This is a genomic window from Algoriphagus aquimarinus (genome assembly GCF_900112005.1).
GTDB classification, from domain to species: domain Bacteria; phylum Bacteroidota; class Bacteroidia; order Cytophagales; family Cyclobacteriaceae; genus Algoriphagus; species Algoriphagus aquimarinus.
Genome location: NZ_FOKK01000004.1, coordinates 366,895 through 391,369, shown reverse-complemented (window position 1 = coordinate 391,369; position 24,475 = coordinate 366,895). Strand labels below are relative to the sequence as shown.

General features: G+C 40.2%; 20 protein-coding genes. 11 read left to right on the top strand and 9 right to left on the bottom strand.

Features of this window, described 5'->3' with window-relative positions; genetic code table 11:
- The first annotated feature begins 317 nt into the window (after window positions 1-317).
- Window positions 318-875, top strand: a complete 558-nt coding sequence (locus BM291_RS07605; RefSeq protein ID WP_092895926.1) for a hypothetical protein — start codon at window positions 318-320, stop codon at window positions 873-875.
- Window positions 876-911: 36 nt separating this feature from the next.
- Here the strand turns inward: BM291_RS07605 and BM291_RS07600 are convergent, their stop codons facing one another.
- On the bottom strand, window positions 912-2,504 hold the full coding sequence (locus BM291_RS07600) for a hypothetical protein (protein ID WP_092895924.1): 1,593 nt from the start codon (window positions 2,502-2,504) through the stop codon (window positions 912-914).
- A gap of 133 nt (window positions 2,505-2,637) precedes the next feature.
- On the opposite strand from BM291_RS07600, the gene BM291_RS07595 reads away from it, so the two are divergent.
- Window positions 2,638-3,549 (top strand): helix-turn-helix transcriptional regulator, encoded by a 912-nt coding sequence (locus tag BM291_RS07595; protein ID WP_092895922.1) that lies wholly within the window; start codon window positions 2,638-2,640, stop codon window positions 3,547-3,549.
- Between the two features lie 383 nt (window positions 3,550-3,932).
- On the opposite strand, the gene BM291_RS07590 is transcribed toward BM291_RS07595, so the two are convergent.
- The 7 genes from BM291_RS07590 to BM291_RS07560 all read right to left on the bottom strand — a co-directional run bounded on the left by BM291_RS07590 (window position 3,933) and on the right by BM291_RS07560 (window position 12,891).
- Window positions 3,933-4,238 (bottom strand): DUF3784 domain-containing protein, encoded by a 306-nt coding sequence (locus tag BM291_RS07590; protein WP_092895920.1) that lies wholly within the window; start codon window positions 4,236-4,238, stop codon window positions 3,933-3,935.
- A gap of 79 nt (window positions 4,239-4,317) precedes the next feature.
- Window positions 4,318-4,800: an ORF6N domain-containing protein gene (locus BM291_RS07585; RefSeq protein ID WP_092895918.1), complete on the bottom strand. Its 483-nt coding sequence runs from the start codon at window positions 4,798-4,800 to the stop codon at window positions 4,318-4,320.
- 317 nt (window positions 4,801-5,117) lie between these two features.
- Window positions 5,118-7,223, bottom strand: coding sequence for a M28 family peptidase (locus BM291_RS07580; RefSeq protein ID WP_092895916.1), 2,106 nt, complete (start codon window positions 7,221-7,223; stop codon window positions 5,118-5,120).
- 2 nt (window positions 7,224-7,225) lie between these two features.
- Window positions 7,226-8,395: a C40 family peptidase gene (locus BM291_RS07575; protein ID WP_092895914.1), complete on the bottom strand. Its 1,170-nt coding sequence runs from the start codon at window positions 8,393-8,395 to the stop codon at window positions 7,226-7,228.
- An 85-nt stretch (window positions 8,396-8,480) separates the two neighbouring features.
- Complete coding sequence (locus BM291_RS07570) at window positions 8,481-9,782, bottom strand: amidohydrolase family protein (RefSeq protein WP_092895912.1); 1,302 nt, start codon at window positions 9,780-9,782, stop codon at window positions 8,481-8,483.
- A gap of 21 nt (window positions 9,783-9,803) precedes the next feature.
- Window positions 9,804-11,189, bottom strand: a complete 1,386-nt coding sequence (locus BM291_RS07565; protein ID WP_092895910.1) for an amidohydrolase family protein — start codon at window positions 11,187-11,189, stop codon at window positions 9,804-9,806.
- 4 nt (window positions 11,190-11,193) lie between these two features.
- Window positions 11,194-12,891: an amidohydrolase family protein gene (locus BM291_RS07560; RefSeq protein ID WP_245786798.1), complete on the bottom strand. Its 1,698-nt coding sequence runs from the start codon at window positions 12,889-12,891 to the stop codon at window positions 11,194-11,196.
- 311 nt (window positions 12,892-13,202) lie between these two features.
- On the opposite strand from BM291_RS07560, the gene BM291_RS07550 reads away from it, so the two are divergent.
- The 5 genes from BM291_RS07550 to BM291_RS07530 are packed head-to-tail and all read left to right on the top strand — an operon-like array spanning window position 13,203 to window position 19,006.
- Window positions 13,203-13,565, top strand: a complete 363-nt coding sequence (locus BM291_RS07550; protein ID WP_092895906.1) for a response regulator transcription factor — start codon at window positions 13,203-13,205, stop codon at window positions 13,563-13,565.
- A gap of 3 nt (window positions 13,566-13,568) precedes the next feature.
- Window positions 13,569-15,128 carry a hypothetical protein gene (locus BM291_RS07545; protein WP_092895904.1) on the top strand — a complete coding sequence of 520 codons (1,560 nt, stop codon included), beginning with the start codon at window positions 13,569-13,571 and terminating at the stop codon, window positions 15,126-15,128.
- Entirely contained in the window at window positions 15,121-16,584 is a 1,464-nt protein-coding gene (locus BM291_RS07540) for a glycosyltransferase family 2 protein (RefSeq protein WP_092895902.1), read from the top strand. Before BM291_RS07545 ends, BM291_RS07540 begins: the two co-directional genes overlap by 8 nt.
- A gap of 2 nt (window positions 16,585-16,586) precedes the next feature.
- Window positions 16,587-17,816 (top strand): YaiO family outer membrane beta-barrel protein, encoded by a 1,230-nt coding sequence (locus BM291_RS07535; protein WP_092895900.1) that lies wholly within the window; start codon window positions 16,587-16,589, stop codon window positions 17,814-17,816.
- Complete coding sequence (locus tag BM291_RS07530) at window positions 17,816-19,006, top strand: hypothetical protein (protein ID WP_092895898.1); 1,191 nt, start codon at window positions 17,816-17,818, stop codon at window positions 19,004-19,006. The genes BM291_RS07535 and BM291_RS07530 overlap by 1 nt, the downstream gene beginning before the upstream one ends.
- Before the next feature lie 2 nt (window positions 19,007-19,008).
- On the opposite strand, the gene BM291_RS07525 is transcribed toward BM291_RS07530, so the two are convergent.
- Entirely contained in the window at window positions 19,009-20,940 is a 1,932-nt protein-coding gene (locus BM291_RS07525) for an LTA synthase family protein (RefSeq protein WP_217647299.1), read from the bottom strand.
- A 154-nt stretch (window positions 20,941-21,094) separates the two neighbouring features.
- Here BM291_RS07525 and BM291_RS07520 point away from each other — a divergent pair, with 154 nt between their 5' ends.
- From BM291_RS07520 to BM291_RS07505, 4 genes are read left to right on the top strand one after another with little or no spacing between them, the layout of a single operon-like run.
- Window positions 21,095-21,637 carry a class I SAM-dependent methyltransferase gene (locus BM291_RS07520; protein WP_092895894.1) on the top strand — a complete coding sequence of 181 codons (543 nt, stop codon included), beginning with the start codon at window positions 21,095-21,097 and terminating at the stop codon, window positions 21,635-21,637.
- Between the two features lie 9 nt (window positions 21,638-21,646).
- The gene (locus BM291_RS07515; RefSeq protein ID WP_092895892.1) at window positions 21,647-21,892 is read left to right on the top strand and encodes a DUF3253 domain-containing protein; all 246 of its coding nucleotides are present in this window, start codon (window positions 21,647-21,649) and stop codon (window positions 21,890-21,892) included.
- A gap of 40 nt (window positions 21,893-21,932) precedes the next feature.
- Window positions 21,933-22,511, top strand: coding sequence for a peptide-methionine (S)-S-oxide reductase MsrA (gene msrA / locus BM291_RS07510; protein WP_092895890.1), 579 nt, complete (start codon window positions 21,933-21,935; stop codon window positions 22,509-22,511).
- A 38-nt stretch (window positions 22,512-22,549) separates the two neighbouring features.
- Window positions 22,550-24,217 (top strand): DUF6909 family protein, encoded by a 1,668-nt coding sequence (locus BM291_RS07505; RefSeq protein WP_092895888.1) that lies wholly within the window; start codon window positions 22,550-22,552, stop codon window positions 24,215-24,217.
- Window positions 24,218-24,475 lie beyond the last annotated feature (258 nt).

Below are 24,475 nucleotides of genomic sequence, written 5' to 3'. Positions count from 1 at the left end.
AACAAGAAGTCTCAGGTAAATGAGAGTGCCAACGGCACGATCGGTATCTCACTCAATCATAAAAGACACCTTAATCCTTTGTGGAGTTCTTCGCGTCCTTCTCGACTTAGCCGTAAAAAAAAAAACTGAATATGCATCCACTGCCTCCGTTCGTGACACATGATCTGACATTTATGGATTTTCAAATTATCAATTCTCAAATTCAATGTTCAATTATCAAGTAGACATAGAATCAAATTGCGCTCACTGCGTCACACTCTGCGAACTCTACGGTTAAAAAACATGTAATACTTAACGAAATGATTTAACTTACCCGGGTGGATTTAGGAAACATAGTTTATATCGTCGCAGTCTTGGCCTATTTTATCTATCAGGCTACCAGAGGCAAAAAGAAAAATCAGGGTGGAGAGTCTGAGGAAATGACTGATGCTCCTGAGCAAAAGTCTGTTTCTTTCGAGGATCTCATGCGGGAAATCCGTGATGCTCAGAAGCCTAAGAAGGTAGCTCCAGAGAAGCCTAGAATGCAACCTGCTCCTGTAGCGCAACCCAAAGAGGTAGTTTATGAGCGTGCAGGTGAAGTAGAATCACGTCCAGAATGGAGAGCTGATCCTGCTCCTGCGGTAAAGAGATTTCCTACCAAAAAGTGGGAAGAGGGGGACGATGACGAGATTCAACATTATCAAGGTGCTTTTGAAAAAGTGAAATCCGATCTAACACAGACTTCTAAGGGTATTCCAGATATTCCTTCCCTGAAAGAAGTGGTTGTGGAATCATCCAATTCGGGAAGAAGCAGGTATGCACGCATGCTTAAAAATCCTAGGTCTATCAAAGATGCTGTAGTGCTGAAGGAGATTTTGGATAGGAAGCAGTTTTAGAAATGTAATTTCAAATTAGAGATTTCAAATTTGAAATTATTTCTGCTCTCTCAAATAGATCTGTTTCCAAAAAACACCCTCATTTTTTTCATAGGTTAATCCATAGCCTAGCTCTTTCAACTTAATCAAGACAGCATCAATTTCCTCTTGCTCCTGTGGGTAGGCATGCTGATAATAAGTGTAGAGAAGGAGTGTAACCGTATCCGTTTTATCTTCCTCCCAAATCAAAAAACTATCCAATCCATGGAGCTTTTCTTGGGTGGATTTATCTTCTGGGAAAAGTACTTGCTCGCTAAATTCCAGAAAGTTATTTGTTAATAAAAAGGTTTGACTGTTAGTGGCTTGTGATTCATTACTTAAAGTTTGAATCAATGAGGTGTACTGCTTCAAATTCTTCTGATACGGGATGGCTAAAATCGCTGGAGCAAGAAGAATTACCGCGATAATAATAGCTTGAAATTTGAAGCGGTAAGCATACACAACTCCTAAAAGTGCAAGTTGAAATCCAGCCATTTTCCAATCCAATTGTACCAGGCTAATGGCAGCGCCTAGACTTAATAATCCCATCATCCAAAATCTAGCTCTAAGGGATGTTTGCCATTTCTTCCAGCCAATTGCAATCAGCAAACAAAGAATAGGAACCAGGATTATCAGATGTCTTGGATTGAGGTAAATGGGGTTGTAGAAATCCAAGGTGGAAGTCATAAACCAAAAGCCTATCAATAGGCAAAGAAAAGCCAGTGAGAATTCAAAAGCTGGTGTTTTCCTTGACTTTAGACCTTGTGCTATTCCCGGAAGCGCAAAGACTATCCAGGCCCAGTAGGACCGCTCTACAAAAGTAATGATAGGCAGTATAGTGAGCCTTCTGACCATGGCCCAAAGACTTTTGTCTGCGTAGGTAAATTCGGATATGTAATGCCCTGCATTGATGGAGCTGACCCGATGAAGAGGATCCCCGAATTTGATCCAGAAGTAACTTAGATAAGCTGCAGATAGTAATATTCCTGTAGCTAGAATAGCCAGGTAAAATGCGTAGGAGATATCTTTCTTTTTCCAATCGAAGTAGAATAAAAGCACTGGGAAAGGAGCCAGCAATATGATGGTTTCTTTTGTAAGAAAACCTGCAAAAAGCGCTGCTACCAACACTATTCCAGCGAGTATAGGTGTATTTTTTCTATAAACAGCAGCAATCGGGACCAGGCAAGTCCATAGAACCAATAAGCTGTCTGGATATACTTTGGTGAGGAAATGAAGAAAATATACCTGCGTACAAAACCACAAAACTACTACCCATGCAGGAAAAGATTTAGGTAGGATTTTTACTAATAGAATGAGCGTGGCAACATAGCTGAGCAGGGATATTAACGAAATCCTATGTGCATCAAAACCGATCAAATACCCTATTAATCCTGAGGGGACATATGCTCCCCAACGACTGGAGAAATGGTAATCATTCACTTCCATAGTTCCTTCCCAGAACTTTTGTCCAGCAAGTAAATAATAGACGTCGTCACTGAACGTAATGCCGTCATAGCCAAAGAACCAGTAGGCGAGAAGGAAGAGAATACCAGCGCTGAGAGCTGAAATTCTAGGATGGGAAGAATTAAGATTGCGTACTTGGTTACTCATTAAGCTAAAATTAGAAGGAATTTTGTTCAGCAGGTGAAAAAGATTGAATAGAATTTTACTGACAATACACGTCAATTATTCCTTTTCCTTTATTCAATTGTTTACTTTTAGCTTTCTAAAATCAGAATCTACTATGAGCCAGGCCGGAAAGATAGAGCAGCAAAAAATTCTTCGCGTTTTCAAATTGATCAATTTACTGCAAAGTACTATTGGGAAGCCTGTTCATAGACTTGCCGAACTTCTGGAGACGGATGAGCGCACGATTTATCGCTACTTCAAACTTCTGGAGGCACTTGGCTTTGAGGTGGTGAAGGAATTCAGCAAATACAAGATTCAGCAACGTCCCGGAATGGATCAGACGCTGAATTATGGGACTTTTTCGCAGGAGGAAAGCCAGTGGCTTCGATCCATGATCGAAAGTCAGGGCAAAGGCAATCTGCTTCATGATTCTATTCTAAAAAAACTAGCCGTACGCTCCGAAGTAAAGCAGGTAACGGAGCAACTTTTTAAAGCAAATCTAGGGAGATTGGTAGACGAAATCGGCCAAAGTATACAGGGCAAGGTGCAGGTTTGGCTGAAGGATTATTATTCCTTGAGTTCCGATACCACGAGTGATCGCTTGGTAGAGCCGGTAGCTTTTTCATCCAATTACGAGACTATACACGCCTTCGAACCTGCCAGTAAAAGCATGAAGGTTTTCAAAATAGAGCGCATCGGGGAAGTGGTATTGAGTCAAGAGCCTTGGAAATATGAAACTAAGCACCAATTACCGGGGACTCAATTATTTGGATTCACAGGGAAAAATCTCTTTGTGGTAAAATTGAAACTAAGCAAAAAAGCCTACCAACTCATGATGGAGGAGCATCCGAATGCACGTCCATTTATGTCCATCAAAAATAGAAACCAGTATTATTTCAATGGAGAAGTACCACAGCTTCCTGGATTGGGAAGGTTTATTCTGGGTTTGCCTGGGGAAATCAAAGTGGAAGAAGGAGAGGAGCTTAAAGAGTATGTGAGTGAGCAATTATCCAAGATGTTACTGTAAGAAATAGAGTTTTTCTATGGCATTAATAGGGAGTTAATTCTACTATTTTTTTCTGATTATCCGCAATGTTGCCAGTAGCCATAGTTTCTTGGCTTTATAGGACGGAAGACCGCTGACCGAAGTGGCCTAAATGCTAATGTTTACCAAATTCTGGAATGCTTTAATCGCTTTACTGGCAGAAAAGTGGGTATACATATATTTTCTAATGAATATCTTTCTCTACACACATTACATGACTAAAAAATGGGGGCAGAGCAAGGTCGAGACCTGTTGACTGCTACTAACAGACCAACTATTATCAATCTCCAAAATCAATAAATAATGGGCTTAGAATTTAATCTAAGCCCATTATTTAATCAAATATGCTTGCTAATTGACGACATTCACCTTGTTCTTCTATTCACAAGCATATTTCCAAAAACAATCAAAACTATCATTCCAAGTATAGTCACCAGAACCCAGAGATTACTTAGCGATGGCCTATCTAACCAAATCCCAATAAAGTATCCTGAAATAGATATCAGTCCCATTGCTCCAAATACAATAGCAGAAAACGTGGGCAGCCCGTTGGTTTCAGCATTTTCTTTTTCTCTATTGGATAAATTATTATAACCTGCTAAGAGTCCAGGGAAAAATTTGATCAGAATTCCTAATACTATAAAAAGCGAACCTATGTAAATACTTTCCATGATTGATACATTTGATAGTTAAAAACAACTATGGAATATAGCAAATACAAGGTAGATTGACAATATGAATTAGTTTGACTTAGTGACTTTCTTTAATCATCAATCCTGGCAGCATTAATTGAGCTGTTTGGCTTGGGTTATCGATCTGTTTTAGTTCCAGCAGATCCATTCGTTGTAGGATTCCGCCATTACTTGTAATGACCTTCCGCATTTCCACAAAGGCATTCATCAACTGTATACTTACCTGAACGGCTGTCTGGCTTCTCAGTACAGCTGAAAGCATGGCTACACCTTGCTCAGTGAAAACAAAAGGTAGCGAGGTTGAGTGCTTTAGATTGTTTAACCGGTCACAATTTGTGACCAGTTTAGATTTCTCCTCTTCAGTAAGCTGAAATCGGAACTCTTTAGGAAAACGCTCCAGATTTCTTTTTACTGCTTGATTGAGTGCTTTGGTTTCTACATTATATGCGGCTGCAATATCCCGATCAATCATTACCTGTACCCCTTGGATAGTCAATACCCAATCTTCGAAATTTGCTTTGATCAGATTGTTGTTTGTCATTAAAATCAAACCCAATTATTAAAAAAAAGTCACATCAAAGAATGCTTAGACTAAAATAAAGACTTCAAAGGTATTTTGGGCATTCATGAACTAGAAAATCTAAAATTATTCTGATACCAGTTCCCCTCGACTTTGCTCGGGGACCGAATTAAAGTCTACCCACATTACACGATTAAAAAACGGGGGCCGAACAAGGTCGAGGCCAGTTGACAGCTACTTATAGACCAACTATTACCAATCTCCAAAATCAATAAAAAAAGGGCTTAGAAATTAATCTGAGCCCTTTTTCTTATGTCTTGCGTCTAAAATCTAGCGTCTCATTTCAGACTCTTCGTCATCTTATCTACTTTCTTGCTCAAGTCCAGAATTGCTTTCGCATAGCGGGTATCCCATTCTTCCAGACGATCTGATGATTTGGTCTCTACCTCGTATTTGATGCCTGGCAATATCCATGAAGCATAGCCAGAGAATGGATCCGTACTTACGTAAAGAGATCTATACCAGCTACCGAAATACATGCCCTTTGGATCGATCCAGCTTTTCTCCAGAGAAATCAATTGCTTATTCAACGCATGGATTTCTTTGTCAGAAAACTCACCCGAAGACAAGGCAGTATTCATGGCAGCTTCGTAAGCTGCTGAGCTAGCTTTTAACTTTTCTATAGCAGTATCGACTTTATCGAAGGTGCTGAATGAAGCATCCATTTCTTTCACCGAAGTTACAGCGTTGTCGAAATGTAGTCTCAAATCCTGTGCATATCTAGGTACATCGTAAGGGATGATCGTAGCATTCGCCAATCTCAGCGTCAACACACCAATCACAGAAGCTACTGTTCCACCCATTTTGAAGGTTGGATCTACGAACTTGCTGTAGTAGTGGAAGTTGTCATAGTTGGAGTGGTAGGCAGAAGTTCCACCTGCTCCACCGCTCATACTTGGTACTCCAGCATACATATAGAATGCAATATGATCTGAACCACCACCGAGGTTTCCGATTCTAGGTTCTTCATTTTTTCCAGCCCAAACCTGATACACTGTCTTGGCAGAATCTGGATAAGCCACTTCTTTAGAAGCTTCGATGATCAAGTTTTTCAAAGTAGGAGCTGCTGATACACCAAAATTTCTACCTGATACAGCGCCGTCAAAATTCATATAAATCACAGCGTTTGCTCCCAATTCGTCTTTGAATTGCTCCACCCATTCCGTAGAACCGATGACACCTTGCTCTTCAGCATCCCAGTGCCCGATCAGGATAGATCTTTTTGGACGCTCACCATTTTTGATTAATTCTCCCATGGCTTCCGCCAAAGTCAGCATCATCGCTGTACCAGAGTTTGGATCTGTAGCACCGAAGCTCCATGCATCGTAATGACTTCCTAGGATGATCCATTCGTCAGGGTATTCGCTTCCTACGAACTTGCCCACCACATTATTTGCTCTGATGAAATCTACTGGCTGTTCTACTTTTACCCGAACTTTCAGATTAGCTCCGCCAGTGATTCTATACTCAAAAGGTAACCCACCTTGCCATCCTTCAGGTACAGAAGAACCTTTCATTCTGCTTAAAATCTCTTTGGCTGCGCCATATCCAATCGGGGAAACTGGAATAGTGTGGAATGCCACGTCTTTTGGATCCAAGCGCTTCACCTTTTTGTCTCCATCTAGAGGAAGAGCAGGTTCGAAGGGCGTCAAAGGATCACCAGTGTAATCCAATGTCAATAAAGAACCACGTTGTATGGTTGTTTCGTTGTAAAATGGGCCGTCTGGGTAGACATCACCTTTACCAAAGCCAGAATCCTTCGGATCTGTATAGATGATCAAGGCAGCTGCGCCATATTGCTCGGCGAACTGTGCTTTGTACCCACGGAAGTTTCCTCCATATCGTGCGATGACTACTTTACCTTTTAGATCAACTCCCATTTCAGCGAGTTTCTCGAAATCTGCCTTCACGCCATAATTGGCATAAACGACTTCAGCAGTGACATCACCAGAACCTGAATAGGCATTGAAGCCTTTATGAAGTCTGCTGTCTGTAGAAAAAGGATCACCATCTATAGGGCCTTCTTGTTGCGACAATGTCATTTTATCCGGAGTGATAATCTCCAAAAGTGACTCGCCTGGTTTATTTGGCAAGTACACATCGTAAGGGTAGGAAGTCACATCCATCCCAGCATCCTTCATCACCTGGGTCATGTAAGCTGCTACAGCTTCATTCTCTGGTGTTCCTGCGATGTGTGGAGCTTTCGTTAGTTCTTTCAGGTGAACTTTAAACTGATCATAATTCACAGCTTTCAAGTAATCCCTCTCTATGGATTCTTCTTTTGCCTTATCCTTTGGATAAAAGCCATTGACTTGCTGTGCTTGTGTGGAAATGCCAATACTAAATGCGATTGCAATCCCGAAAAATGTTTTGTTTATGGACATAGTTAGTTATTAGTTAAAAGCTCTGAAACTGATAAAATATGCTCGGAAGGAACATTGACAATTCTCTTTGTTCTTAAATATCTACCTAATTCATACTCATCATAATTTGGATTTTCTGGGTCAAAGCTGGAAATTCTAACCAAGCCTCTGGAATGGATGAATTCCCCATTTCCTATCCACATACCCACGTGAACTACTCGTTCTTTTTTCTCATCAGATCCTTTTACTCCAAAGAATAGTAGGTCACCTACTTGCAGTTTCTCCCAGTTTTTATCTTCATCGACTAGATCACCTTCGTTTATCTGCTGGGAAGCATCACGGGGGATAATCTGTCCGTTGAGGTAAAAGATGGTTTTGGTAAAGCCACTACAGTCTACTCCTTTGATGGATGTGCCTCCCCATAGATAAGGAGTTCCCATCATTTGCTTAGCGGTGGTGATCAAAGCTTCCGGCGTAGTATTTCTGGATGCAATCCAGCTTTCCCATTCTTGGGCCTCCGAGGAAGAGATCCAACCTTGACGACCATCAGGGAGGTTCACTTTCAGCTGATCTTTGCTTTCTTCCGCAATTGTCAAAATATCTCCGGCAACTAGGTCAGAAACCATTTCAGATTTATCAGTGCTTTTCCAGACATAGCCAGTGAGTGCTGTAATCACAACCTTTGGTTCGCGGAACCAGTGCTCCAACTCTGCCTCAGTCATCAAATGTATGCCTGCTCTATCTACCCAAGACAAATACCCATCTGGGGTTTGAACTAGAAACCAACCATCGTCCTCTTTCAGAACTGTTAGGGGAGTGCCCATTAGTGCTTGTGTCGCTAATTCAGCAGAATGCTTCGGCTGACTACGGATATTGGCAACTGAGATAGTAACCAAGGCTTTGGTTTTATCTCCCAGTTCTGCATCTGGTAGGCGGAGCACCGCATCGGTAAAGTTGATTTGTTGGGCATTGAGCTCGTCGATTAATTCCTTCAAAGCCACAGGTTGATTTGTTTCTCCCTTCAGAGAGTCATTTTCAAATCTCAAGTCCCAAAGCGCTACACGTTTGTCAGGGGCGACTTCAGTTCTTTTTGCTTCGATGAGCGTACTTACTTCCTCATTATGATTCTTGCTTTCGCAGGAAAATAGGACAGTAACTAGGGATACTAAAATTGGGATATATATTCTTTGCATAACAGAGGCAAAATAAAAGAAAAACCACAAGCAAAGCCCAATATTTGAACTCTTCTTGTGGTTTTAATTGACTTAAATCAGAAGATTAATTCATTCTCAATCCAGGAGAACGATCAAGGAACTCTTGGTATAGTCTGATTTGACGGTTAGAAAGTGGCATTCTATACCCATCAATAAACACATGCATGATATTAGTCCTTGTTTCGAAAGGATCACCATCAGCAATGATCAAGTTGGCTACTTTACCAGCTTCCACAGATCCGTATTTATCAGCTACGCCGAAAATTTCAGCAGCATTGATTGTAACAGCTTTCCAAGCTTCTTCTTTACCCATACCGTAGGCTGCAGCGAATGCTGCAAAGAATGGAAGGTTTCTTACGTTCTCTTGTCCGTCAGTTTTGATGGCTACTTTCACACCAGCCTTAGCCATTTTACCTGCATTAGCATAAGGAGTGTCGTAACGATCTGAATCACGGGTTGGAAGTGCTTGAATAGGGCCAGTAACCACAGGAATGCCAGACTTAGCGATTTCATCTGCTACTCTCCAGCCTTCAGCTACTCCTGTAAAAATCACCTTAGCATCTTTACCTTCTACCCATTTGATAGCAGCCTGGATATCTGATGCAGCATTTACTTCGATCAAAAGAGGAAGTTCACCCGTAGTTGCTTTTGCAAGCTGGGCCATCTCAGGATAGTAGTCCAATTTAGCGCCATTAGCAGTCATGGTTGCATAGCTCTTAGCGTTGTCCCAAAGATCGTCTGCCTCCTTAAGTGCTTTATCGTTAGCTTTTTTGATGTCATCATCAGATCTACGATCAAATCTGCCACGACGACCAGAACTTGGGAAACTCATCGCGATAGCTTTGAAACCTGCATACATCTGATCTGGCGTATAGCCATTAAGATTGATCAAAGCGGCAGTGCCAGGGAATAATCCGCCTGTAGGAACAGTAAGAACAGTAGTTACTCCAGAAACTCTAGTCACTGGAATTGCAACTGAATTAGGATTTACTGCAGTCAATGCCTGCATATTAGGAGAGAAATTTCCTATTTCAGCATAATCAACTGTTTCCTGTACAGAGTTGATTTCCACAAGGCCTAGTTTAGTGCCCCCGTCAATCATTCCTGGGTAGATGAATTTGCCAGTACAGTCTATTACTTCAGCTCCATCGGCAGAGATATTTGCGCCAACTTCCTTGATTTTTCCATCTTCTACCAATACAGAGGTGTTCGTTAGAACTCCTTTAGTAATGGTAACAACAGTAGCATTCTTAAGTAGAAATTTACCCGCTCTTGGTTTGATTACTTCCCCGTCAATCTGTGCCATAGCCATCATAGGCAATAAGGCAAGGAGGAAGGCGAAAAAGGTTTTATTAAGTCTTTTCATGTCTTCTTTAATTACGGGTGATTAATGATTTAAATTGAATAGTGCCTCTGTAGTCTCGAATAGACTCTCAGTGTCCTGCATACATCTGCTATCGTGACCTTCAAAGATCATGATAGGCTCTACCATCTCTGTAGCACTCACTCTCAATCGCTGATCATTTGCATCTTCCTTGATGTCGAAATATTTCACACCGTCTACAAAAGTCATTTGCGGTACAGTATAAGATGAAAGGGGATGACCTTCGAAAATCACCAAATCAGCTTGTTTACCTTCTTCAATAGAACCCACTTTATCCGCGATTCCCAATTGCTTGGCTGGATTAATAGTAATCATAGACAAAGCCTGATCGTCAGTCATTCCACCATAGCGCTGAGTTTTTGCAGCTTCATGGTACAGGTGACGGATCAACTCAGCATCATCAGAGTTGATAGAAGTGATAGCGCCATTGGCAGTTAGGATAGCAGCATTGTAAGCAGTGGAATAGTAAACCTCCATTTTGTAAGCCCACCAATCAGCAAATACGGAAGCTCCCATGGTGTATTCCGCAATTTCCGGAGCCACTTTGAAACCTTCGTTGGTGTGCTGGAATACTAGTTTGGTGATACCAAAGTCTCTGGCAACGTTGATTAGCATGTAGATCTCATCTGCACGGTACGAGTGACAGTGAATGATGATCTTTCCATCTATAATGTCCGAAAGAACCTGAAGTCTCTCATTATGAACAGGAGGAAGGGCAGTGCTGTTTTTCTGAGAAGAAGCGGTAGTGTATTCACCCCATGCTTTCTTGTATTGAATAGCTTCATTGAAACCATTTCTAAGAACAGCTTCTACACCCATTCTGGTACGTGGCTGAATGCCATTTCCTCTTCCGTGTACTCTCGTAGGATTTTCACCCAAAGCGAATTTGATCGTACGAGGAGCATCTTGCATAATAATTTCTGCAGGATCAGTTGAGCCATATCTGTGTTTAAGCGTTGCATTTTGTCCGCCAATCACATTGGCTGATCCGTGCATAGCATGTGAGATAGTCACACCACCAGCTAGGGCTCTATAGATACCAATGGAATAAGGATTTACCACATCCTTCATTCGCACTTCAGCGACGATAGGAGAGGAAGCCTCATTGACTACATCCAGACCTAAGTGTGAGTGAGCATCTATGATTCCTGGCATTACATACTTACCAGTAGCATCTATAGTCTGTACACCAGATGGAGCACTTAGATTTTGACCGACCTTTTTGATGATACCATCTTGAACAAGAACATCTGAATTCTCAAGAGTTCCATTTGTAACTGTAAGAACGGTTGCGTTCTTTATCAATACACTGCCTTTTTTCACTTGGGCTGAGGCAAACTGAATACTCAGACCCAACAGAGCGGCAAGAAAATAATTTACTTTTTTCATGACTTTACTTGTTAGCGATTAGAGTTGGATTGAGAGTGCCTTCGAAAGGAAATGATCCAAATTCGCCTACGGTCATGGTGCCTTCGAAGCTACCAGCATCTACTTGACCAGCTACGTCTACAGTGATTGCCATTCCATTTGCATTCACTTCGAATGAAAAGGATAGGGCGCTTCCGTCCAAAACTACATTACTGATAGGAGCTGTTGCCTTACCCGAGCCAGATGGGTCATCGTAAGTGATAGTTCCTGTATAGTTTGAGCCATCTTTTTGAATAGATAGTACTCCAGAACCTGAACCTGCAGGACTTTCTGAGGTGTAATCCCAGTTTCCATCAATTTTCACAGCACCTTTTCCTTCACCTTCTTTGGAAGCTTTCTTCTTCGCTTTTGTTTCATAATCGAAGATGAAACCATCTACCATTACGTGCTTGATCTGAGAATCTTCTGCGAAAAGAGAATCTGTACTCATAATCAAGTTTGCTATTTTACCTTTCTCAATAGAACCGGCAATTTTATTGATTTCTAAAATGGTTGCCGCATTTGTTGTCAAAGCTGCCAAGGCAGCTTTTTCAGAAAGACCATTTGCTATCATTGTTCTCATAGCTTTCATGATGTCTCCTGATTTCACTCCCGCTGTAGTGAATGCGAATGGGATTCCAGCTGCTTCCAATTTACCTGCCTGAGCAAGTGCCTTGTCATAAGATTCCTTCACTCTAGCATTCAGCTCCTTTACTTCGTCTTTGGCATCGTCCTTTTGCGCTTTGATGGCCTTATCATCTGGGATTTCCAATTTGACCAATACTCCAGCTCCTGATGCTTTGATCACGTCTAGAACTTCCTCGTATTCTTCAAGTCCAGTCAAAATAAGTTTGAACCCCTTGTCCTTCTGAAGGCTAATGGCTCTTCTGATTTCCAATTCTGATGAAGCTGAAAACAATACAGGGATCTTACCTGCTACCACATCTTCCATTGCAGAATAAGTAGGAGTGATCTCTGGACGCTTTAGTCCAGCCACGGTGGTGTATTTCTGTGATCTTTGGGTAGTCAGCTTAGTATTGTCATATACCTCTCTGAATTTTGCCATCACACCAACTGCAGTGCCTGGATACATTCCTCTAGATCCTCTGAAACTTGCCACTAAGCCAGAGTTCTCTACCAATAAATTGGTGGAGTTGTCAGAGCCTAAAAGTACAATAGCAGCTTTTCCTGCAATCATACCACCATCAGGCATAATCTGAACAATTGTAAATCCAACTTTTCTTAGATCTTCAACTTTGCTGTCCTTACTTGAGTATTGATCCACAGCAGATCTCCATGGAGTTATTCCTGCGATTTCGTCAGAAGGATTTGAAGAAACAAAGTTGTCTGGTTTTTCAGGATCCTTTGGCTTGGTAATTCCTACATCACTTGCTCCATCAATAAAGCCTGGATAGATATATAAGGAATCCCCGGCAATTAACTTGGCTTCTTTCGGAAGAGAAAGATTAGTTCCTACCCCTTGGATTAAGCCATCCTTAATAAGGACGGTAGCTTTGATCCCGGCTTGGCCAGGAGCTGTGAAAACAGTTGCATTTGTGATTGCATAGGTATCAGAGATTCGTTTCTTTCCCGATGGGTCGCTTTGAGCAAAAGCCACGGTGGAAGAAAGCCATCCTGCAACCAACAAGCAAAAAACACCTGCATGCAGTAGATTTTTTTTCATAAGGTGGAAATGGTTTTAATTGAGAGGAGGATTTGATCCTTTATAATGTCCTTTACGAACATTTCAAATCTTCAATCTCCAATCATTTATGGTTTATATTTTGATCAGCAAGCTAATAAAAGGGTTTTCCTTATCCATTTAGATTTTTTTTTTGCGGCTCATTATTTGATCAATGGCAAGATCTTCAATTTGAAATACTGTTTTTCCAGTACAAAAAAGTATCTTTTTAATATGATTTTATTTGACTGGTATTAAGGCTATGGAATTAGGTAAGAGATACTATCTTTGACCCAAGTGTCACCCGACGAAAAATGAAAAAAATTCTAATCATCGAAGATGATTTGCTTATCTCAAGCCTAGTACAATTCCGTCTCAAGAAGGATGGATATGATACGGTGTTGGTAAAAGATGGGAATGCAGGTATAATAGCTATCGATACAGAAACGCTTGATCTAATAATCACTGATGTAATGATTCCATTTAAAAATGGAATTGAAATTATTCATCATGCTAGAAAGACAAAACCTGAAGTTCCTATTATAGTCTTGAGTTCATTGGGAGAAGAGGAAAAAATTGTGTTGGAAGCCTTTAACTTAGGTGTCTCCGATTTCATTCCTAAGCCCTTCAATCCTAATGAATTGGCAATTCGTGTAAAACGTATTCTTAGTTCGTAATTCATGAGAGTTAAAAACGCAGTTGCACTTGTGTCCTTGCTGTTTTTGATGATCAAAACTGGTATAGTTTTGGGTCAAGAAGAACAAGTCTTCCCTGATTCTATTTCATTTGCAGATTTTTTAAAGGTTCAAGGTAAAATCCCCGGATTACAATTCCGATTAGTTGATTACTCCAATGAGGTAAGCTCAGACAGTGTGTTTAATAGCTTAGTGAAAGCTGGCTTTGTTGGTGATTTTGCTAGCGCACTTACGCTGAAGGATAGTATAAACAATACCTACTCAAGGGATTTGCATATACAGTATTTGATTTACAGTGATCCAAACACATTCGAAGCAACACAGGAATATGTTTCAAATCTCCTGAGGAATGGCGATATAGAACCTACAGTACCTGGAAATGCGAATGGTAAGGATTTAATTTCCCTTGCGTCTAGAAATAAGTATTCCCCTTTTCTTAAAGGCACGTATACCTACTTTAGTGAGGTTAAAATTTTTGCAGTTAGCCTAGTCATCATATTATTCTTCGTTTTCGCATTCAGCATGATTCTCTTTATGTTGATATTTAAAGCTCGAAGAAATCAGAAGGAAAAATTACTGGTATTATACGATGAGCAAATTGTAGCACCACTTTCTGAAATACTGTTTGAAAAAACGCTAGAAGAATTAGAATCCCTAAGTGATGAGGAGCTAAACGGCTATTTCCCTGCCAAGCAACTCAAAAAACCTTTCTATGTTCAAGTGCTAGTTGAGAGAGTACTTGCGTTGAATAAAACGATGAAAGGTGATTTTAAGCTTAAGCTTAAAGCTCTGTATAAGAGGTTGGATCTTGACAAGTTTTCCATCAAAAAGCTTAAAACCTCCAAATGGGATACTATAGTCACTGGGTTGGTAGAAATCAATGAAATGGATTTGACGGAAGCTATATACGCAGTGAAGCAGCATATCAATTCCCCTAATTTTTATGTGCGTTCTCAAGCTGTAGCTACAATTCTTACACTTTCGGACAGCGTAGATCTATCCTTTCTTCGTGATCAGACTTTTCCGCTTTCCCGTTGGCAGCAGATGAATTATCTGAGGATCATCAAGTTTCTACATACCACACGTGACCTTCATATAGAAACACTTTTTGATTCTAAAAATCAAAGTATTAGACTGTTTGGTTATAAGCTAGTCCGGGTGATTGGTCGTGTAGACCTATTGGCCATATTGGAAGAGAAATCCAGTGCTGTATCCGAAGATGAGAAAATTGAGATTATCAAAACTTTTGAATATCTGGGTGTGCCTGCTCATACAGAGTTGATTAATGGTAGTTTGAAATCTGAAAACATCGCCTTAGTATCCATTGCAGCCAAGGCAGCAGGAGCAATAGGCGACGCTACTTCTACCAAGATTATATGTGAATTATTAACTAAAGAGCCAGAATTTAGATTGAAAATGGTCTTGCTCACAAGCCTTCAGGATCTCGACGAAACAGTTTATAATCAATTCGTGAGTGAAAATGATGATAAAGAAGTAAAGAGAATCAATATGCACCTATCAGACTCCTTACTACAAGATGTATAGTTTCTTATTCTATCTTATTTTAGAGATTCTAGGATTCATTTTTCTTTTCCTAAGCTTTTCTGTGATCGTGCTCTATATGCTGATTATGATACTGAGCGCAATGGAAATGCGTGATCATAGAAGAAAAAATAGATTTGCAGACTACCAGGATATCATTACTTCTCCCTTAGCTCCAGGGGTTTCTATTTTGGCACCAGCTTATAATGAAGGTGAATCTATCGTTCAAAACGTCAAAAGCTTGCTTTCCCTTCATTATGGGAAATTTGAAGTGATTGTGATTAACGATGGTTCCAAAGATGATACGCTGACCAAACTGATCAATGCTTTCGAATTGCAATTAACTGACTTTGCTTACCACGAGGAAATAGAAGCAAAACCAGTGAGAGGCATCTACAAGTCAAAAAATCGCTCGTATAATCGATTGCTTGTGATTGACAAGGAAAACGGAGGCAAGGCAGATGCTCTGAATACAGGTATCAATGTGTCTTCAAAGGAAATATTAGCCTGTATAGATGTAGATTGTATTCTTTCACATGAGTCTATTACTCGTATGGTAAGGCCATTTATGGAGGAGACCAACCGAAAAGTAATTGCTGTAGGTGGAGTAATCGGAATTGCTAACAATTGCGATGTGCAGGATGGTACGGTGACTAATTACAGAGTACCGACCACACTTTTAGGTAAATTTCAGGTTATAGAATATTGTAGAGCATTCTTGATGGGAAGAATGGCATGGACTAGAGTAAATGGTTTAATGCTTATTTCAGGTGCATTCGGCTTTTTCAAGCGTGACCTAGTAGTGGAAGTAGGAGGGTATTTTCCGAAAACCGTAGGAGAGGACATGGAGTTGGTAGTACGTATGCGACGGTATATGGATGAGCGAAATATTCCTTATAAAGTCAGCTTTGTGCCTGATCCGCTGTGCTGGACCGAAGTACCAGAGAGTGAAGAGATATTATCTAGACAAAGAAATCGCTGGATCCGCGGTACTATAGAAACACTTCAACTTCATAAAGTGACTGCCTTCAATCCGAATTATGGGGTGATGGGGATGGTTTCTTATCCATATTGGAGTGTATTTGAAAAAATGGCTCCAGTATTAGAACTGATGGGCTTACTCTACACTGTAACACTAATTGTAATCGGAGATTTCTCGGCCTTCTATTTTATCGCTCTATTCATCGTTTTGTATTTATTGTCCATACTCGTATCCTCCTTTAGTATACTTTATGAGCAGGTTTCTTACAATAATTACAAGGATAAAAAGGACCTTAATAAGCTTATTGTGACTGCATTCCTGGAGCCAATACTGATTCATCCAAAGATTGTACTTTGGGGCCTCAAAGGGCACTGGGACTTTATCAAAGGCAAAGGAGGATGGGGTCACATGATCCGAACTGGCTTTAAGAAAGTAGAGGATAAAAAGAACATTGATCCTAACACATTGAATTCTTGATTATGAAAAAAGTAGCTTTTCTTCTGATGTGTTCTCTGGCTTTTTCAATGGGAATCAAGGCTCAGGACTCATTTGATCCAGATGCTTTGCTAGTAGACGCTAGAACTCTGATTTTGGATGGGAAATATGTTGAGGGCAGGAAGATTGCTTTTCGTGCTCTGTCCAAATATCCTGATTATGCTGATATTTTAATATTGGTAGGGAGAAGCTACGCGTGGGAAGGCAAAAATGATTCCGCATCTATCTATTTGGAGCGTGCAATACTAGCTTCTCCGGCATATGAAGATGGTTATTCTGCCTATTTGGACAACTTGTCCTGGGATGAGCAATATGATCGAGCAGAAGAAATTTTGGCAAAAGCTAAAGAGAATTTAGGGCAGCCACTTTCTAATAATCTTCGCTACAAGGAATCTCGATTGTATTACTTCAAAGAAGAATACGATGCGGCGTTTGAGATAGCAGAGGAGCTTTTTGAGAAGAATTATAAGAATGACAATTTGCTCGGCTACATGCAAACTTTGCAACGCTTAAGAAGAAATAATGCTGTAGGAGTTACTTACGATTACGATACTTTTGATGGTGATATTTCCCCTTGGAATACCTTCTCTATCTATGGTAGAACCCGTACTGATTTGACGGGAACACTTATAGGAAGAGTTACTCAATCCTCTCGTTTTGATTCGAATGGGACATTATTTGAGTTGGATGCTTATCCATCTTTAGGTAAAAAAGCATACGCTTACCTGAATGTGGGCGGATCTTCGGCAAGCTTCTTTCCCCAGTTCCGTTTTGGTGCATCTGTTTACTATAATTTACCGAAAGCTTGGGAAGTCGATGGCGGATTCAGATATCTGAAATTCTCTGATCCCACTACTATTTATACTGCTTCGGTAGGTAAGTATGTAGGCAATTGGTGGTTTAACCTTCGAGGTAACCTAATTCCTGGAACAGGTAATAGTTTGGGGACTTCTGGCAATTTGCAAGCAAGATATTATTTCAAAACAGGAGAAGATTTCTTCTCAGTACAGTTGAGTTCGGGAGTATCTCCGGATGAGGAAACTAGAGACCCTACACAACTTTTGAATTCCTATAGAGCTAGAATTGGATATCAGCAGCTTATTTTACCGCGTTTTATGATTTATGGTTATACTGGTTATAGTCGTGATGAGCTTGGACCAGATAGGTTTAGAAATAACTTGAACTTTTCATTGGGTGTTGAATATAGATTTTGATGAAAAGAATTTTTACGGAAGAATTTAAGCTATTTATAAGTCGGGTTTTACCCTTCGTTTTACTGTTGATCCTTATTCCATTGATCAGTTATTTGATTTGGATGGTGTTGCCAGCCAAAGAGATGGAGATTGTGGTGATAGACAAGACCGTTCCTACTGACACTTATCAAGAACATCAAACTTTGTTCTGGGCTTTTGAGTACATGAAGATTCAGAATAAACAAGGGCAGTTTTATGCTAAAGACAAGGACTACTTTGGGTTTTTTCCTGATGAATCACCTTCATTTGGAACCCCTAGAGACTTGAGGGAATTGTCTGAAATTGAGATTAAAGAGGCTGCTTCAAAACTGGATATCTTATACTTTGCTGATACCTATGGAGTATTTGAAGATGATTTTGAGAAAGAGCCATCAGATGAGATTTCCAAAAAGATCTATGGAGGGTTAAATCGGGGCGATATCAGTCTCATGCGTGAAGTAGCTGCTCAGCACAAAACTATCATTGCAGAGTTCAACACTATGGCCTCGCCTACACCTATAGCAATAAGAACAGAGTTCGAAAATATCATGGGACTCAAGTGGACGGGTTGGATAGCTCGATACTTTGATGAAATGGATACGACTATTAATGCTGATATTCCAAAATGGTTTATCTCTCAATACGTAGAGCAACATCAGAATACCTGGGTTCAGCCTGGTCCTGGTATTGTGTTTGTCCATGAAAATGGTACTGTGGAAGCTTTCTCCAACGAGGTGGACTACTTAGGTAGAATTCCTAAAATCCGTACACAACGTATCAATCAGCTTGGTTTTAAGCTTCCTGAGATTGTGCCATATCCAGATTGGTTTGATATCGTACTTATTGAGCGAGATTATCAAGTGATTTCCTACTATGATATTGATCCTACAGATTTAGGAAAAGAAAAACTGAGGAGCATGGGATTACCCCGTTTCTTTCCCGCAGCAGTGGTGAAGAACGTTGGCAAAGGTCAGTATTACTACTTGGCAGGAGATTTCTCAGACATGCAGAATCCGCTAGGATCTCCGCATTTTAAGGGTTTACCTATGCTTTGGAGAGGATTGCATACCGTGTCTGATTTTACTGATAGAGAGAGCTTTTATTGGAATTACTTTTATCCATTGCTTTCTCAAATTATGGATAAGACCTACAAAGAAAAACTTAAAGACTAAGACTACTCGATGGGTAGCAACTTACGCGTCTGCAGCGTGTAATTATTTTTGTTTTTGTAGTCTTCAAATTCACCAGTCAATTTGTTCTTGATGTTTTGATCTTCGATGGGATCTATATTTAATCCATCAGTGATGATATATAGCTGATCATCAGAGATAAAGTATTCTCCATTAATGTATTCCATCAGCTGATTTTTATTACGCATCAGCGGCATAGCAATATTTGATTGGAATACTTTAGCAGTGTCCAGCACCTGTCCCATCCAGATTGTTTGCTCAGGTAGTTGAATTCCAACCTGTGCCTGCAAAAATGCCAGCAGGGAAGGAGTAACCTCAAAATGGCTGCTCATTCCTTTCATGTAAGCAGGACGGTTAATTAGAGGGGAATAGATAATCAGAGGAACATGAAATCTGTCCAATCTGGATGCCATAGGTACTTCCGGAAGTCGGTGATCTCCAGTGATAACAAAGATTGTATTTGCAAATTCTGGCTTCTTGCTATAGGCTGTAATAAAATCCTTTATCGCATCATCCGCATAGAGTATAGTCATGTAGATGTCCTGATATTCCCGATATTCAGTCTTTTTGGCATCGGATAGATTCAGGTAGTTTTCCAGATGATCTTCAAACTTTTTCGAATAGAAATCTCTTTCTGGAACCAAATATGGATCATGGGAGGTGATTGTTTGGAATATTCCGACTTGAGGTTTTCCAATATTTCTTGGGAAAATGGCTAAACCATTACTAAATATTTCCTTGTCACCATATCCCCAGGTAAAGCCATTGGCAGGTGGCATTTTTTGATATTGAGGAGCAAAGTCATCAATATCTATAAGCTGAGTTACTCCAGCATTTTCCAGAAATTCCTTTTGGTTGTCAAAGCTGACATCACTACCAATAAAGAAGCTGGATTCGTAGCCATTTTTCTTCAAAACGCTTAGGAAGGTTTCATGATTAGGAAAATCTTGATACAGCTCTTGAAATCCTCTTTCTCCAAAAGGAAGCCCTGCCATTAGGCCAGGCAAAACTCCAAAGGTTCTACCGGTGGAAGAAATTGCGTTGGTCCAAACCAAGCTATGAGCCTCCAGGGAATCAAGGAAAGGCGTAAAGCTTCCGAGGTAAGCATCCTTTCCAGAATACGCTTTTCCTATACTTTCTACTAGAATAAAAACAATATCGGGCGCTGCGCTAAGACTGTCAAAATAAGGGCTTAACACATCTGGATATTCTGCTTTGTGCAGAAAAGGATAAGTGGGGTCAGTATATTCCTTTTTTACAAAAAAGGCCTCATTAAGAGTTCTGAGGTAGAAATCAAAGTAATATTCTTTGGTAAACATGAAGTAATCAAAGGCCTCTTCTGAGAGATACTTAGATTTATTCATCTGAATATTTGTCTTTGTCTCGTCTAGTTTATTTGAATCAGTAATAGGTAGAAAGTAGAAGAAAATCAAAAAACAGTAGGTAGCAATGGTTAAAGCCACGGTTACTTTGCTGCTGATTTTTATGTACTTATTAGCCATGGCTAGAATGTAGAACATAGCCGCGCTCAATAAGATACCACTACCTACAGTCAAAATATTGAACTGCCCGGAGGATCGAACGGTGAGGATGATGTCATCAACGTTGTAGGCAAAAAGATCTTTTCCCAGCGGGACAAATGTCTTGTTGAAATAGAAAATTAGTGCCGACTGAAGAAAGATTGCTATCACTAACCAAGTTTGGGTAAACCACTTTGCAAACTTGACGGACAGCAGACTATTCACTACATGAAGTATGAAGAGTAGACCCAGAAAATAGAAAAGCCAACTGAGATCTTCCAAAAGACTGTAACCAATTACCTCTTTTATACTAAGAGGAATTACACGTGTTTTGAAAATTAAACTTAATTCAATTGCTCTCAACAAAAACAGTAAAGTTGAGAAGATCAGCGACATACTCCAGAAATTACTGAGAGTAGTTTGAATTTTTGCTGGGAGGTTGGATCGAATTTCAGCCTTTTGGGCCATATTTACTCGTTAACTTTTTTGGGTGAAGTCTGAAAAGATAGGGTAAAATCGGGTATCTTCAACGAGAGAATTAAAATATTATATGAGCAAATCAGATTTGTTGTTGGAGTTATACACCAACTTGAGTACTACTGGAGCTGTAGCTTTCAGTTCAAAAACATTGGTTAAGAAGATGCTTGCCCATGTTGATTTTAAAGAAGCCAAATTAATTATTGAATTAGGGGGAGGAGATGGAAGTATTACTAAGGGAATAGTAGATAAGTTGAGTCCGGATACCGAGCTTTTGGTATTTGAGATCAGTAAATCTTTTTGTACTTCCATGGAGAAGTTATTTCCACAAGAAAACGTCAGAATTATTAATGATTCCGCTGAAAACATTGATAAGTACCTGGATGGAAGAAAGGCTGATTACGTGCTTTCTAGCTTACCATTTAGCTTTTTTGCGCCGGAAGTAAGGGATAAAATCCTTTCTCAAAGTAAAGCTGCACTGACAGAGAGTGGCTCCTTTATCCAAGGTTGTTATTCCTACCTATTGAAGAATTTATTCAAGAAGCACTTTGGTAAAATAAATATCAGCTTCACACTTAAAAATCTTCCGCCAGCTTTTGTAATGGTTTGTCGATAAGTTATTGCCATGGAAGTTCTTAGAACAGCCATTTTAGATATGCTTAGGCGAAAAAAGGCCCAACCTTTTGCTTCATCCGAAGTAGTCCAACAGATGTACCCTGAAGACTGGGAACAGTTTCTCAATGACGTGAATAATGTGTCAAGGGAAATGCAGGATGAGGGACTTATACGTGTTTCTTTCGACAAGCAGCAAAATAGCTCTGATAGCAGTTCTACAAAAACTTTGATAATATCACCACCAATCAAACTATAGTAGTTCTATTTCAGTTTGTAAAGCAATAAGAACTTATACAATGGATAGCGAATTGAAACTCCCGACTACTGAAGTAAAAATCCCTGAAGGTTTGAATATGATTACCCTTGGAGCTGGATGCTTTTGGTGTATAGAAGCGGTATTTCAGAGATTGCAAGGAGTAGATAAAGTGGTTTCAGGATATTCTGGAGGCTTTATTGAAAATCCCACCTACAATGCAATTTGCTCTGGAACTACTGGTCATGCAGAAGTGATAGAGGTTTATTATGATCCCTCGGTGATTAGTTTGTCCGAACTGTTGGAAGTTTTCTGGGCGACACATGACCCTACTACCTTGAATAGACAGGGTGCAGACGCAGGACCACAGTATCGATCTTCTATATTCTATCACAATCCCGAACAGGAAATTCTGGCTAATAATCTGAAGACTCAATTGAATGCCTCTAAGGTGTTTGACAGTCCTATAGTCACAGAGATTACGGCCTTTACTAATTTTTATCCTGCGGAAAATCATCATCAAGACTATTACAACCAGAACGGAGCACAGCCTTATTGCCAGTTTGTGATCAAACCCAAAGTGGACAAGTTGAAAAAATTCTTTTCACAGCGCTTAAAATAGTATTTGCTATTTTTGTCTCGCAAAACCCATTTGCACTTATGATTAGAACCAGAGCACACGAGTCCAGAGCCGCGATCGAGCGATTGTATATCACAATGAGGCACCTTTTTACACGAGGTAGCTATAAACCTATGGGGGTTTCAGGTGAAAGCCTGGTGGATGCCTTACGCGTATTAAGTCCAGAGATTTACGGATTGGTTACTGACCATGAAAAGATAGAATTGGATGGTTTGCTCTATGTAATGGAGCGATTACCAAGAGGTATAGAAGAATGCCGTTTTGTGCGTCTGATTAGTCGTGAGGGCTATGAAACTTCCAAATTGACTGCAATAGTACCATCTAAGCGTAAGCGGAATTGTTACCGATTAGACGAGCAGATCATGTATGTGGAGATGACACGTGGTCGTTCAGACATATATGATATTCTGACTCACCTTACCTTCCTATATATAGAGTCCAACAAAATCTACAATAACAGCACCGATCCAAAAGGGAAGATTTCTACCAATTGGTTGATGCTAGAGGAATTTGTTCAGAAAGAAGCAGCGGGAGAGGAGTTTGAGAAAGAAGCAGCAAGTGCTTACTTGAGTCATTTGATCGGAAGAACTTACGAAGAGACTATTGAGGCTGTAGACAAATTTGAGAAAAGCAGCAATTCCAACAGTCTGTTTTCCATAGTGTATCACATGGGGAAATTAGCGCAGGAGGAAGCCACAAAGCAGTTGGATCGTGAGATATCTTTTTCTACCACACTTAGAGAGAGAATCGGACATCACGTATATGGAGAAATGTGGGCTAGGAGAATAAAGATTGCACTGGATGAGCATGACCTTCTGAAACGTCCCATTCATATTATTTCTGCCAATCTTCACTCTGTTGTCAATACCATCTACGGAACCCAGTTGCTAGATCTCAAAAGCTACGAAGCTCTGGAAAATGTGGTGATGGATATCTCTGTCAAAGCAAAAAGTAACAAAGGAGAAGCTATCGATAAGTATGCGTTAAAGCATGGTTTTATCAATTTGCCGGATGAGTCAGGAACAAATATTGGAGCTCAGATCATCGATACGGCACTTTTGGAAAAAGATGAATTGATTCCAGGAGTTAAGTTGCCAAAAGATAAATCCAAGAGACCTGTTTTCGTGGTGATGGATTATGCCTTTGGCGAACAGGCTTACGAATGCTTCGATGAATTGCTCAAACCTTATGATAAGGAAGGCAAGTCCATTCCATTGGATGTGGTATCTACATCTATCATGGGAAAAGCTGGTATTCTATATGGTGGCAAAGGTGATCTAATGATCCCAAATGCCCACGTATTTGAAGGGACTGCAGATAATTACCCTTTCAGAAATGAGCTAAAGAAAGCTGATTTCGAAGGATTTGGTTTGGGAGTATATTCAGGCCCTATGATATCTGTTTTGGGTACTTCTCTTCAGAATAAAGACATTTTGACCTACTTCATGGAGTCATCCTGGAAAGCAGTAGGTTTGGAAATGGAAGGAGCGCACTATCAAAAAGCGATACAATCAGCTTCAAAAATCCGTAAATCCATTCGCTCCAATGTGAAGGTCCTTTACGCTTATTACGCTTCAGATAATCCTCTGGAAACGGGAAGTACGCTGGCTTCAGGTGCTTTGGGTATGGAAGGAGTAAGGCCTACTTACTTGATTACCTATAAGATTTTGGAGAAGCTATTTAAATAATATGTGTATTCGCTTGAATGCACCTACCAAAATAATATTTTGAATCATTTCCCTTCGACTGCGCTCAGGCTCAATTTTTTAGGCTTGCTGGCTGGAAGACCGATTACAGGTGACCGAAGTAGCGAATTCGCTAGGGTTACCCGAATTCTACATAGCTTTTATCTCTGACTGTAGGTAAAGCGGATTTGCTTATGGAATAAAAATCGGATTAAATAGTAGCATACCTGTCTATTATTTCGTCTTTTCAAAAAGATAGAA